We start from the raw sequence: 13,849 nt of genomic DNA, 5'->3' as shown, positions 1-13,849 counted from the left end.
AAAGATGCTGTGTGATCAAAAGCACGTTTGCTCTTCTACCAACCAGCCTATTTAATAGCGATATTGACTTACAGGATGTTACATAGTCGTTGACTCCGAGCATGATAGCGGAGTTTCAAAACAAATAAAAGTGATTATTCAGTCACCATCTGTACTCTTTAATAGCAATATTTTTATAGACGGTCGCTCACAAGTCTTCTGTAGTGGGCCTTGAGAGTAATGACTGCCTATTATATTTTCAATAAAAGCGCTCAAGGCAATTATCACAATTGTTCAAGCCTTTGAATTTTCGGTAACTCATTATGATTAGTATTTTTGATTTATTTAAAATCGGCATTGGTCCATCGAGCTCACATACAGTGGGACCAATGGTGGCAGCCAATTTATTTTTAGCCTCATTGACCAAGCAAATGGAACTGACGGCTATCGCAAAGATTGAAATCGAGCTTTATGGCTCTTTGGCGGCGACAGGAAAAGGGCACGCAACAGATACTGCCATATTGTTAGGGTTACTTGGCCATACACCTAGCACCATCGATACACGTATGACCAGCAGCTATCTTTCTCCTATTTTTTCTGGCAAGACATTAAATGTGTCAGGTATTCACACGATTGCATTTGATACAGAGCAGGATATTTATTGGTACGACGATACTGTCCTGCCCTATCACCCTAACGCACTGACGCTTCGTGCTATATCGACTGACGGTACTCGTTATCAGCAGACCTACTATTCGATTGGTGGTGGTTTTGTCATCAATAAAGAAGATGCCACCGATCCAGATGAAGATCATGCCAGCCCAACGATCGATAGCGTTCCTTATCCTTTTAATAATGCAGCAGAACTACTAGAACAATGTCGTCAGTATGATTTGAGCATCAGCGAATTGGTACTGGCCAATGAATGCCACTTCCATGACAAAGAAGAAGTATTTGCCTACCTAGATAGCATTTGGGAGGTCATGCAAGATTGTGTTAAGCAAGGCTGTGAAAATGGCGGTATTTTGCCAGGTGGCTTGGATGTCAAACGCCGCGCACAAGATTTGCACAGGCAGCTGTCTGCGGAAAAAGACCAACCTGTCACCAACAATGACAAATTGGCCGCCATGGACTGGGTAGACTTGTATGCGCTCGCCGTCAATGAAGAAAACGCCAATGGCGGCAAAGTTGTGACCGCACCCACCAATGGCGCAGCAGGTATTATTCCTGCAGTACTGCACTACTATCGTGATTTTTTACCTAACTATAGCCAAGATGGTGTCCGCAAGTTTTTATTGAACGCCACCGCTATCGGTAGCCTAATCAAGCAAAACGCTTCCATCTCTGGTGCTGAAGTCGGCTGCCAAGGCGAGGTTGGATCGGCATGTGCGATGGCAGGTTCTGCATTAGCAGAGATCATGAATGGGACACCAGCTAAATGCTTAAATGCGGCAGAAATCGGTATTGAGCATAATTTAGGTCTAACCTGCGACCCTATTGGTGGACTGGTGCAGGTGCCTTGCATCGAGCGCAATGCCATGGGGGCGGTCAAAGCTATCAACGCAGCACGTCTAGCCTGTAGAGGAAATGGCCAGCACTTCGTCTCTTTGGATAAGGCTATAGAAACCATGAAGCAGACAGGTGCTGATATGTCTGATAAATATAAAGAGACCGCTCGTGGTGGCCTAGCTGTCTATGCTGATAATAGAATTCCTACTGCGATGCGCGGCGTTAGTGTTAACTACAGTCAATGTTAATGCAATTGATAAATGTTACTTTTAACCACGCTATCTCATCATAGCAGCAGATATCGTATCAATAAAAAGGCCGCTATATATTAGCGGCCTTTTTATTAGTTGTATACTTGCAAGCTGTACTATTCAGCAGTTTTTGAAACGACTTCGTTTAAAATCCAAACTGGTTTGACCACATTAGATCCTTCAGCAGTGACTGCTTCTTGGCGTACATCTAATACATAACGGTAGTTTGGCTCATAAGTGAAGCCTTGAATGTTACCACTTAAAGTGGTGTAGTTTTTCTGATAAGTTTGGCGATACTGTAGGCACTGTGATTCAACCATCGTACCGTCTGTTGCAGTCAGGTCACAAACTGCTTTACGCGGTGCGATTTCTACTTCAAAACTTGGAATATTTACCACTTTGACGTTCATAGGCTGTCCTTCTACAACCATTGTACGCTCATTGTCCATGTCCATAGTAGAACAACCAGTAAGAGCAAAAGTTGTCATCAATGCTGCAAGTGCTAATCTTTTCATTATTCAATCCTCAGATAATTGGTAATAATTCTTCATTTTCTATCTAAATTTATTATTTTAAAAACTCTACTGCATTTCTTCATACAACAAAGCTTCTTTCTATCATGATGATATTTAGAGTCACGCTAATTGAAATCTCTAGCCAGCTTTACTAGCGTTGTAGTGGATATCATCTGCTTACCCCAGCAAGTATAGGTCGCAACTCACCTTACTCTCTATGACTGCTTTGTAAAGTAACGTCAGCTTTTGCAACTGATGTTAATAAAGCGTATTGAATAAAAGAGTAATTTGATAACAGCTTAGTATTAGACATAAAAAAGCCAGAGCAATAATCACTCTGGCTTTTTATAAATAGATTTAAAAAATCTGTCAAGATTGAAACTTTTAAGACTGTTTCTAACTGCGATAGTCAGCGTTTATCTTGACATAGTCGTATGACAAATCGCAGGTATACACCGTATCGCTAGCATCACCACGAGCCAAATCAATGTGAATAGTAATCTCAGCGCGGCTCATGACGGCCTTACCTGCTTCTTCTGTATAGCTGGGCGCGACACCGCCATTTTGACAAATCATCACCTCATCTAAATACACATCAACTTGCTCGGTGTCTAGGTCGTCAATACCAGCATAACCGACTGCCGCCAAGATGCGCCCCCAGTTTGCATCACTCGCAAAGAATGCCGTTTTTACCAGCGGCGAATGCGCCACAGCATAAGCCACATCGCAGCACTCTTGCGTGGTCTGCCCGCCAGTCACTTTGACGGTCATAAACTTGGTCGCCCCTTCACCGTCACGGACAATGAGCTGTGCCAAACGTACAAACACGTCGCGCAGTGCATCAAAAACGGCCTGATAATGCGGATGCGCTGGACTATCAATCACCTCTGAGCTGGCAGCGCCTGTCGCAATCAACACGCAGCAGTCGTTGGTCGATGTATCCCCATCAACGGTAATACGGTTAAACGACTGTTCATTGATAGCGCTGAGCATCTCTTGCAACAGATCAGCGGCGATATTGGCATCGGTTGCGACATAACCCAGCATAGTCGCCATATTTGGACGTATCATGCCTGAGCCTTTTGACATGCCAGTGATATGATAGCTAGTACCTGCAACGTCGACTTTTTGGCTAGCAAGCTTAGGGACAGTATCTGTCGTTCGGATACCGTTAGCAGCAGCCAACCAGTTATCAGAGGCTAAGTTTGCTAACGCATCGTCTAAACCTGCAATGACCGCGTCACTATTTAATGGTTCGCCAATCACGCCAGTAGAAAATGGCAATACTGTATTAGCCTCTACGCCAGCTTTTTCAGCCAAGGCAATACAGATTTCAGTAGCGCGGCGTTTGCCATCAGCGCCCGTCCCTGCGTTTGCATTACCTGTATTGGTTACCAGATAACGCGGACTAGCCTTGGTAAAGTGCTCACGTAATATACGTACAGGCGCGGCGCAAAATGTATTTTTGGTCGTGACAACTGCGGTCGTGGCCTGTTCAGCGATTTCAATCACGACCAAATCATCACGATTTTTGTAGCGTACCCCTGCTGCGGTTGCGCTAAGCTTGACGCCATCGATGGGATAGATTGTGTTAGGTACTGCTACGTTTCCAACAGCCATAATAAAATCCTTATTTTTCAATTTTTATCGTTGTTTTTAGGTGATGTAATAAACACTATAGTTGATCCAATTTAAAGGTGGTACAAGGCAACCGAGTGCAGATGTATATGTCATACTTCAAGCGAGGTTAACGCCGTAACGCCTTTATAGTGGATTGACTATATATCTGAATATTACAGTTTTTTTAGATCAAATGCCGACCAGATTGGCGCATGATCTGAGGGTTTTTCCATCGCACGTAGCTCATAGCTGATGCCAGCACCAATGCATTCACTAACGAGGTCTGAGGTGCATAAAATATGATCGATACGTAAACCGCGCTTGGGTTCATCATTAAAGCCGCGGCTGCGATAATCAAACCAACTGTATAATTCGGTACTCTCTGGATAATGCAAACGGTACGTATCGGTCAACTCACGCGACATTAATGCTGAGTACCATTCGCGTTCCTCTGGCAAAAATGAGGTTTTTCTATTTTTTAACCAGCGCTTTGCATTGACCTCACCGATACCGATATCTATGTCTTCTGGTGCAATATTCATATCTCCCATGACAATGATCGAACGACCTTCTGCCTTTAGTGTATCAATATAAGCCATTAAATCTGCATAATAAGCACGCTTCATCGGAAATTTAGTCGGATGGTCTTGGCTCTCTCCTTGTGGAAAATAACCATTGAGCACATCAACCTCACGCCCTTCAAGCTCATAGCGTGCGTGTATAAAGCGCTTTTGTGCTTCTTCGTCATCACCAGGAAAGCCTTTTTGTACAAATATAGGCGCAACTTTTGACAGTAGTGCCACGCCATAATGTCCTTTTTGCCCGAAATACTCTACCTGATATCCTAGAGCTTTTATGTCATCAAGTGGAAATTGATCGTCATGAACTTTGGTCTCTTGTAGACCCATGACATCAGGATCGATTACCTCGCGCACTGCCTCAAGCTGATGCTGGCGAGCGCGGATACCATTGATATTAAAACTGACAAAACGGGTCATAAACTGTCCTATACTGATTGATTAAAATACGATGCTGATATAGATGAATCTGATACAAAAGCCTATGATAACAGACCTAGGCTGCCCTAGCTGTTGCATGGCCTTATATCTTGAGCTAGAGTAGCGCTTATTATAAATATAATAGAGACTATTTTTTGTCGGGTTTTTTATTTGCCCACATATATAAATTACGTTCGCTAAACAACCTTTATCAAAAATACTGAGCCCGTTATGACGACAACTGAGCATAAAAATACAAATACAGCCGTAAATAACGACATTGAACCACTATTTGCTAAAGATTATAACGTCTACATCAACCATACGGATGCAGGCGGCATCGTTTATCATGCCAACCATCTGGTGTTTTTTGAGAACTGCCGCCGTGATTGGTTTACCAAACTGGGCTTAAACGGATACTTTTTGCAAACTGATGATGGCGACATACAGCATTTTGTCGTGAGTCAGGCGGATTTACAATACAAGAGAGCCATTCTCTTAGATGAAGTCATCTCTGTACGTATCGATAAAGTAGAGCTAAAGCCTGCTAGCATCATATTTTATCAAAGCATTCGCCGTAGCACATCAGATAATAGCGCTACAGACAAAACCACTAGCCAGATATTAAGTAGCACTAAGATCGTCATTGCTTGTGTACAAAACCTCGTTAAGCCAGAACCAATGGCTAATAACGAAACAAATAACGCTCAAGCTGACAACGCAGTAAATACCACACCCATGCGCCCTATCCGTGTACCAAAAGAGCTACGCGATGCCATTGAGCAGGCGATTAGTGAGCAAACGAACGAGCGACTGTAGAACGCTATGCGCATTGATCCTGATAGAACTTTGCTTGAATTTAATAATCTCTGGGTGCATGGCAGGCCGGTAGTCGGTAGCAATAATCCTAAGCATAGTAGTGGTGAACAGACAAAAACCTTTGTACCGCATAAACTCTATCAAAGGTGGTTAAATAAGCGACAAAAAAATGCGCTATCTGATGGACTATCGCCTCATAGCCGCATATTGATAAACGGTGCGAGTGGCAAGCTACTATCAGGACAAATCACCGTGTTGACAGGGGCTTCTGGTAGTGGCAAATCTGTCCTCTTGCGGGTGCTGGCAGGATTGTTGCCGATGAGCACTGGTGATATTCATTTGCGTAGTGATGCCACGCCACATCAGCGAGATGAAAGCATTCACGCCACATCGCCAATTACTTGGCGCAAGCAAGTGGCGCTGCTTGCTCAACAGCCACAGCTGTTAGAGGGCAATGTCCTTGATAATTTAAAGATGCCTTATGCTTTAGACGCGCATCAGACCCAAAGTTTTGATATAAACTGGCATTTGACCCAACTTGCGTCTTTGAATAAAAATGCAGACTTTTTGCAACAAGAGGCCAACCACTTATCGGGTGGTGAGCGTCAGCTGGTCAATACCTTACGCCTACTACAACTCAATCCGCGAGTACTATTACTAGATGAGCCAACCGCCGCGCTAGATATCGACACCTCAGCGCAGTTGGTCAGCTTGCTGATGAGATGGTTGCAGGCCAACAGGCAGCGCTCGTTATTATGGGTAACTCACGATACCAAAGAGATTATGTCATTGGCCAGTAGACATTGGCATATGCAAGCAGGTGTACTAACCGAAGCGCTCTAGGGCACGATATGATGCTCAAAAACTTGCTCGAAACCTTCATTACATCGTGCTCATGACATTACTGCCTTCCTTTATAATGAGCCCCATCAACGGTATGAATCATATGCAAGTATTTTTAACTTACAGTGATGTTGCGCTTGCCAGCGGTCTGATTGTCATCGTATTACTCATCTCATGGAAGCTGCGTTTGAAGCTGACGAGCACACTCTTAATGGCCGCTGTTCGTACTATCGTGCAGCTGAGCTTTATCGGTCTGATACTCGCATGGATTTTTGCACGCGAACAATGGTACGAAGTGTTGCTGATTTTGACCATTATGACCCTGATTGCAGGGAGTGCTGCCAAAAATCGTGTCAAACGCAGCTATAAAGGGCTGCTAACCGATACGCTAATAGCCGTCGGCACCTCAGCGACACTGGTCACTGCGGTAGCGATGATCGTTATCCTAAGAGTACAGCCTTGGTATACGCCGCAATTCATTATTCCTATATTGGGGCTGATATTGGGCAATTCTTTGACAGCCATCTCCTTAACGAGCAATCAGCTGATCGAAGCTTTTCATGAGCAGCAAGGGCGTATCGAGATGATGCTGAGTCTTTCTGCTCGACCATTTGAGGCCGTCCATGAGCAGATTCGTGCCGCAATCACAAATGGCATGACCCCAACGCTCAACTCTATGCTAGTCGTCGGTATTGTCAGCTTGCCCGGTATGATGACGGGGCAAATATTGGCTGGTGCCGACCCCACACAAGCGGTCCGCTATCAGATAATCACGATGTTTTTGATCTGTGTGAGTAGCACACTTGGCTGTACCATCAGCGCGCTGCTCATTTATCGACGCTTTTTTAATAAAAACAAGCAGTTTGTTCTGCCTCATTGATACCATTTTCTCTTTGCATGATATTCATCTTATTGACCATCAAACGTTGCCAGCTTAGCGACTTGCACCATGAATGAGTCATATCCATTTTAATACTTACGCAATCACTTCTCTGTTTTATCAATAAATCCTTCTACCCTATTGACACGTTTGACTCACTCAAAAACTTACCTTGCGGTAGCAAATTTCTTATACATCATATATCTGCTGTAGTGTTCAGCTTTATCTATGCACTGCTCAGTCTTGCTTTCTATTATTGTCTTCAACATTATTCATGCTACTGTATTGCTTAAATGTATCGTTTTTTTGATACCATAGTTGCAAAAACCAGATAATATCTACTTGAAATACAGCTTATTTCTGTCATCGGATTATCTAATTGTTTGATTCATTTAACTCACCCATCAGTAGTTAATTAGATTGAACAACGGCAACAACAGCAAGCAGACATGGACGTTACTGCATCCAATAGCAGGTTAATCACATTAATGTTGATTTGTGATATTGACATGCATATGACTGCTTTCTTAAAAAACATTCACCTATATCAAACTGCAAGGACGCTGACTATGATGCGAAACAAACCTTGGCTTGACCAATATCCCGATGGTGTACCTAAGACTATCAACCCTGATAGATATAGCAGCATAATGGAGCTGTACGAGGAATGCTTTGACCGCTTTCGTATGCACCCTATGAGTATCTGTATGGGTGTGACTCATACTTATCATGATGTGGATGAAGCCTCGTTGGCCGTCGCCGCATGGCTACAATCTCAGGGACTACCACAAGGCAGTGTGGTGGCACTGATGATGCCAAACGTGCCGCAATATCTGCCCACGATGATTGGTATCTTGCGGGCAGGCTATGTATGCACCCCAGTCAATCCACTCTATACAGGCCGCGAGCTGCGTCATCAGCTCAACGACTCAGGCGCACAAATTATCTTTGTGGTAGACAACTTTGCCCAAGCGCTCGAGCAGGTCATCGGCGAGACCAAAATCAAATGTATTGTCTTATCAAAAATGGGCGATATGATGGGGCTCAAAGGCATCTTGGTCAATACTATCATTCGCCAAGTCAAACGTCTGGTCCCCAAATACAAGCTCAACGACCCAAAGTATCAAGTCACCAAACTCCCTGATGTGCTCAAAAAAGGCAAAAACCTTCCCTTTCAAAAGCCAAAAATGTCACTTGATCAAAAGGCGTTTTTGCAATATACCGGCGGCACGACAGGATTATCAAAGGGTGCCATCTTGTCGCAGCGTAATATCGTGGCGGCGGCGATGCAATCAGAGGCTTGGACCCGCCCTATCACCTCTGAGATCAATGAGGTATATATCAATATGGTCATGGCGCTACCGCTGTATCATATCTTTGCCTTTATGCTCAGCTTGCTCGGCATGCGCTCAGGTTATACCTTTATTTTGATACCCAACCCGCGCGATATACCAGGGTTTATCAAAACCTTATCAAAACAGCCTTTCCATATTTTTCCAGCGGTCAATACGCTGTTTAAAGGCTTGCTAGATCATCCAGACTTTAAACACCTAGATTTTAGCTCGCTACGTATCTCGCAGGCAGGTGGTATGGCGGCGACCGAACAAACCGCCACTCGCTGGCTTGAGACCACTGGCTGTGCGATGATCGAAGGCTGGGGGATGACCGAAGGCGTGGCGGTCGGTACGGCCAACGTCATCACATATCGTAAGTTTAACGGCACAATTGGTGTGCCTGTCCCTAGCGTCGATGCCATTGTGATTGATGATGAGGGCAAGCGCGTCGGTGTAAACCAAGCAGGCGAGCTGTGTATCAAAGGCCCTAACGTCACCTCAGGTTATTTAAACAGAGACAGCAGTGATGACTTTACCAGCGATGGTTACTTCCGTACTGGTGATATCGTTAGTATGGATGAAAAAGGCTATTTTAGACTGTTGGACCGTAAAAAAGACATGATTTTGGTCTCTGGTTTTAACGTCTTTCCTAATGAGGTCGAGTCTGTCATGCTTGACTGCGACGGTATCATTGATTGTGCGGTCATTGGTATTCCTGATGAGCGCCAAGGCGAGGCAGTCAAAATCTATGTGGTGCCTGCGGACAACAATGTCACCAAAGAAGCTATCAAAGAATTTGCGCTGGACAACTTAACGGGTTATAAATGTCCGCGCTATATTGAATTTGTGAGTGATCTGCCAAAGAGTAATGTCGGTAAAGTATTACGTCAAAAACTGCGTGAGAAACATCATGCAGACCACCCTCAACACTAAGTAACTTCTCTTGAAAAAGCGCCCTATATCAATAATAAGGCGCTTTTTTGTTGCGCCTATTTGCTTTTAATATCTCATTGAAAGCTAAATGTATCGAGCACAAATTTTTATCTACTCTGATCAATTCTTTATACCTTTCACTCTCCAACATATATTTTTTCATATATCAAACCCAAATATAAACTACCAAGTTCTCGTATGCCTGTAACGAGTTTAGTTGTAGTTATGTTAATGTAAGTCCGCAATGTGTCACTAAGTTTTCTGTCGATTTAGATTAATCGAATATTGACTTTAGACACGTCAAAACTGTTGATTTGAAAGGTATTTCAATTTTAGAAACAGTAACCCGTTATTTGATCTACCCAGAAGCGTATTTATTAAGCATTTAGTCTTGGTAGTTAAATCAAATTTTATAGAGGACTCTGTACGTTAGCAGTATGTGAAAACAAAGGATAGCACTCGACAATTCATCGCTCGAAGAGCACTGATGTATATCGTCGACATGGATGTGACTACTTTTTTATAGACCCTTAACTTATCTTAATTTAAGGACGCTTGGCATGACAGTAGAGAAACCTTGGCTTGCTCAATACCCAGAAAACGTACCCAAGACCATTAATCCCGATCAATATGAAAGCCTCATAGAGTTGTATGAAGAGTGCTTCAACCGTTTTCGTATGCATCCGATGACTATCTGCATGGGTGTGACTCATACTTATGATGACGTTGACAAAGCATCATTGGCAGTAGCAGCATGGTTACAAGCTCAAGGCTTACCTAAAGGCAGCGTCGTGGCACTCATGATGCCAAACGTCCCACAATATTTACCAATCATGATTGGTATCTTACGCGCAGGTTACGTCTGTACCCCGATCAACCCACTATATACAGGTCGTGAGCTGCGTCATCAATTGAATGACTCAGGCGCTCAGGTGATTTTTGTGGTGGATAACTTTGCTCAAGCGCTAGAGCAAGTCATTGAAGAGACCAATATCAAGCGTATTGTACTCTCAAAAATGGGCGATATGATGGGCTTAAAAGGTATTTTGGTAAATACTGTCATCCGTCAAGTCAAACGCTTAGTGCCTAAATACAATCTAAATGACCCTAAGTACAAAGTCACGAAATTCCCTGAAGTACTGAAAAAAGGACGTAATCTACCGCTTCAAGCACCCAAAGCCACCTTGCAGCAAAAAGCGATTTTGCAGTACACAGGCGGCACAACGGGTCTGTCTAAGGGTGCTGTTTTGACGCAGCGTAATGTCGTCGCAGCGGCGATGCAATCAGAAGCATGGTATCGTCCAGTCACCTCAGATATCAATGAGGTATATATCAATATGGTAATGGCATTGCCGCTCTATCATATTTTTGCGTTTATGCTCAGCTTACTTGGTATGCGTTCAGGCTACACTTTTATTCTAGTACCCAATCCGCGTGATATGCCAGGGTTTATCAAAACGCTATCAAAACAACCGTTCCATATTTTCCCTGCGGTAAACACTTTGTTTAAAGGTTTACTTGATCAGCCAAATTTCAAAGATTTGGACTTTAGCTCATTGCGTATCACGCAAGCCGGTGGTATGGCGGCAACCGAGCAAACAGCAGCCCGTTGGTTAGAAGTTACTGGCTGTCCGATGGTTGAAGGTTGGGGTATGACTGAAGGTGTTGCAGCGGGTACCGCCAACGTCATTACTGATCGTAAGTTCAACGGTACAATCGGCATACCAGTTCCTAGTGTCGATATCATCGTCGTTGACGAAAATGGTGAACGTGTCGCCATGCATGAGGCAGGTGAGATGTGCATCAAAGGCCCAAACGTCATGTCAGGCTATTTCAATCGAGACAATACCAATGATTTCACAAGCGATGGTTACTTCCGTACTGGCGATATTGTGAGCATGGATGAAAAAGGCTACTTCACTTTACTAGACCGTAAAAAAGATATGATTTTGGTGTCAGGATTCAATGTATTTCCAAATGAGATTGAAGCGGTCATGCTTGACCATGAAGGTATCGTCGATTGCGCCGTGATTGGTATCCCTGATGAAAAACAAGGTGAAGCCGTCAAAATCTATATTGTGCCTGCAGACAACAATGTCACCAAAGAAGACATCAAAGAGTTTGCATTAGACAATTTAACGGGTTATAAGTGCCCGCGTCATATCGAGTTTGTCAGCGAACTACCAAAAAGTAATGTCGGTAAAGTATTGCGTCAAAAGCTACGTGAGCAGCACATATCAGACAACCCGTAAACACTATAATCTGTACATGATTATCTAGCCATAGAGACAAAAAAGCCCACTGTTATTAGAGTGGGCTTTTTGTTTTTATTGCACGAGCGTGTTGCATCAGCTCAATCGACTCATCACTTGCAGCGGCAAACGCTTCATCGCCTGTCCCACGATTGACCATGGTAAGCTCGGTACACACGCCTCTTCTACCTCGGCCTCAATCGCGGCAACGATCGCTTTGGTACCTGTCTCAGTATCGACTTCAAACGGCAATGGCTTGGCATTCGTATTAATCTCAGTACGGATGTAACCGGGATAAATAGTAGAGACCTTAATAGGCAACTTAGTCAATAGCATATCAGCACGAATCCCTTCTGCAAGATGTGCCAAACCTGCTTTACTCGCGCCATAAGCTGTCAGGTGCTTAGGCAGGCCGCGCATCGCTGACATGCTCGACATGACGACCAGATGACCACTGTTTTGAGCCCGAAAGATATTCATCGCCGCTTCGCATTGCGCCAATGCCGAGATGAAATTAATCTCAACGGTACGGCGATTGGTATCAAAACGTCCTTTACCAATACGGCGACTATCGCCAATCCCTGCATTGACCACGATACGATCAATAGTGCCAAAGTCAGCAGCAAATGCGTCAAATACCTTAAAAACAGCCTCATAATCACTGACATCTAACGCTTGGTATTCAACGCGTATATTAGGATATGCTGCTACCAGCTCTGACTGCAAGCGCTCTAAACGATCAGTACGGCGCGCACAGATAGCAAGATTATAACCAAGCTTAGCAAACAATCTTGCCATACCCTCGCCCAATCCTGAGCTTGCTCCTGTGATCAGGACGGTTTTGCCTTGACCAACCTGCTGTTTGTTTAGGTCTTTTAGATAGCGTGATGGCTGAACGGCGCTAAATACCTGAGCTTTACTTTGTTTGGCGCTTTTAGTGACTAAATTAAGCAGTTTGTGTTGCATAAGCCCTCCCTTGTATCGACTCTAAATGACACTCCAGTTTTATAGATCCTCTGTACCAACGACAAAAACTGGTTGACTAAAATCGTTTATTGTAATGGCTAATGCTCTACAAATACGTGGCGATTATGTATAAAAGCGCATCCAAACCCATTGACTCAATTATCGCCACGTCACAAACTGCTTACCTTCAGAAAATAAATGACTGTATTCATTTAAAGACAATAAATGCGCGCGCTGACTCTTTAGGGTGATCGATGTCACGCCCGTATTGACTAAGCTCTTATTTAACTGATAAGCGGTTTGACTGCCTTGGCTCAGTAGCTTTGCGGTAATGGCAGCGATGACACCGCCTGAGGTAAAGACCAATACAGTGCTATGTTGGTCTAAGTGCATATCGGCTATCTTTGTACGTACTTGTTCAAGCGCTTGCTGCGCTCGCTCATTGAACTGCGGCCAGCTTTCAATATAATCCTGATCATTGTTGCCACCATGCCAGCGCTGCATCGCTTGATCAAACAGCTCAGCAAGACGCCGATTTGGTGATTGAGCATTGGCAATTTCAGCGGATATCTCAGCTTGGTTATCAAAATCACCAGCGGATTTCACAAACACATCTTTGTGATTGAACTCGTCAAATTGTGGCAAAATATAGCTTTCATGCTCATCAAAGTTGATGGCTGTCGCAATGGCCATGTCGTCATTATTGGCCTGAGCAAACGGTTGATACCCTTGCCAAAAATGGCGAGCAGAGTCTTGTTGCCTGACCAGATTACCCGTAAATATCGCATCGATACGGCGCTGGGTATTTGCATAGTGTTGACCCAGCATTTTTGCTTGGGTTTCACCTAGCTCTGACAGCCGATCATAGTTTTCTTGACCAAAAGAAGCCTGACCATGACGGGCTAAAAGTATGGTTGTCATAAAATACTGCCTTTTATTATATTGTCCAA

The 13,849-nt window shown here is 43.9% G+C and carries 11 protein-coding genes; 6 read left to right on the top strand and 5 right to left on the bottom strand.

Features of this window, described 5'->3' with window-relative positions:
- Nucleotides 1-302: 302 nt before the first annotated feature.
- A complete protein-coding gene (locus tag AOT82_RS01330; protein WP_071001473.1) occupies nucleotides 303-1,736 on the top strand; it encodes an L-serine ammonia-lyase in 1,434 nt (477 codons plus the stop codon).
- 119 nt (nucleotides 1,737-1,855) lie between these two features.
- Here the strand turns inward: AOT82_RS01330 and AOT82_RS01325 are convergent, their stop codons facing one another.
- From AOT82_RS01325 to xthA, 3 genes are all read right to left on the bottom strand, one after another.
- On the bottom strand, nucleotides 1,856-2,254 hold the full coding sequence (locus AOT82_RS01325; protein WP_058024290.1) for a DUF4377 domain-containing protein: 399 nt from the start codon (nucleotides 2,252-2,254) through the stop codon (nucleotides 1,856-1,858).
- Nucleotides 2,255-2,650: 396 nt separating this feature from the next.
- Nucleotides 2,651-3,874, bottom strand: coding sequence for a bifunctional glutamate N-acetyltransferase/amino-acid acetyltransferase ArgJ (gene argJ / locus AOT82_RS01320; RefSeq protein WP_071001472.1), 1,224 nt, complete (start codon nucleotides 3,872-3,874; stop codon nucleotides 2,651-2,653).
- 173 nt (nucleotides 3,875-4,047) lie between these two features.
- A complete protein-coding gene (gene xthA / locus AOT82_RS01315; RefSeq protein ID WP_071001471.1) occupies nucleotides 4,048-4,872 on the bottom strand; it encodes an exodeoxyribonuclease III in 825 nt (274 codons plus the stop codon).
- 231 nt (nucleotides 4,873-5,103) lie between these two features.
- Between xthA and AOT82_RS01310 the strand changes: the two genes are divergently transcribed.
- The 5 genes from AOT82_RS01310 to AOT82_RS01290 all read left to right on the top strand — a co-directional run bounded on the left by AOT82_RS01310 (nucleotide 5,104) and on the right by AOT82_RS01290 (nucleotide 11,933).
- On the top strand, nucleotides 5,104-5,691 hold the full coding sequence (locus AOT82_RS01310) for a thioesterase family protein (RefSeq protein ID WP_071001470.1): 588 nt from the start codon (nucleotides 5,104-5,106) through the stop codon (nucleotides 5,689-5,691).
- Between the two features lie 6 nt (nucleotides 5,692-5,697).
- A complete protein-coding gene (locus AOT82_RS01305) occupies nucleotides 5,698-6,534 on the top strand; it encodes an ABC transporter ATP-binding protein (protein ID WP_083328798.1) in 837 nt (278 codons plus the stop codon).
- A 103-nt stretch (nucleotides 6,535-6,637) separates the two neighbouring features.
- Nucleotides 6,638-7,414, top strand: coding sequence for an ABC transporter permease (locus AOT82_RS01300; protein WP_071003588.1), 777 nt, complete (start codon nucleotides 6,638-6,640; stop codon nucleotides 7,412-7,414).
- Nucleotides 7,415-7,983: 569 nt separating this feature from the next.
- The gene (locus AOT82_RS01295) at nucleotides 7,984-9,681 is read left to right on the top strand and encodes an AMP-binding protein (RefSeq protein WP_071001469.1); all 1,698 of its coding nucleotides are present in this window, start codon (nucleotides 7,984-7,986) and stop codon (nucleotides 9,679-9,681) included.
- 560 nt (nucleotides 9,682-10,241) lie between these two features.
- Entirely contained in the window at nucleotides 10,242-11,933 is a 1,692-nt protein-coding gene (locus tag AOT82_RS01290) for an AMP-binding protein (RefSeq protein WP_071001468.1), read from the top strand.
- A 96-nt stretch (nucleotides 11,934-12,029) separates the two neighbouring features.
- Here the strand turns inward: AOT82_RS01290 and AOT82_RS01285 are convergent, their stop codons facing one another.
- The gene (locus tag AOT82_RS01285; protein ID WP_071001467.1) at nucleotides 12,030-12,899 is read right to left on the bottom strand and encodes an SDR family oxidoreductase; all 870 of its coding nucleotides are present in this window, start codon (nucleotides 12,897-12,899) and stop codon (nucleotides 12,030-12,032) included.
- Nucleotides 12,900-13,058: 159 nt separating this feature from the next.
- Nucleotides 13,059-13,820: a histidine phosphatase family protein gene (locus AOT82_RS01280; protein ID WP_071001466.1), complete on the bottom strand. Its 762-nt coding sequence runs from the start codon at nucleotides 13,818-13,820 to the stop codon at nucleotides 13,059-13,061.
- Between the last annotated feature and the right edge of the window lie 29 nt (nucleotides 13,821-13,849).

The organism is Psychrobacter sp. AntiMn-1, from assembly GCF_001854065.1.
GTDB classification, from domain to species: domain Bacteria; phylum Pseudomonadota; class Gammaproteobacteria; order Pseudomonadales; family Moraxellaceae; genus Psychrobacter; species Psychrobacter pacificensis.
The sequence above is the reverse complement of the archived record's forward strand: the minus strand, read 5'-3'. Positions and strand labels throughout refer to the sequence as shown.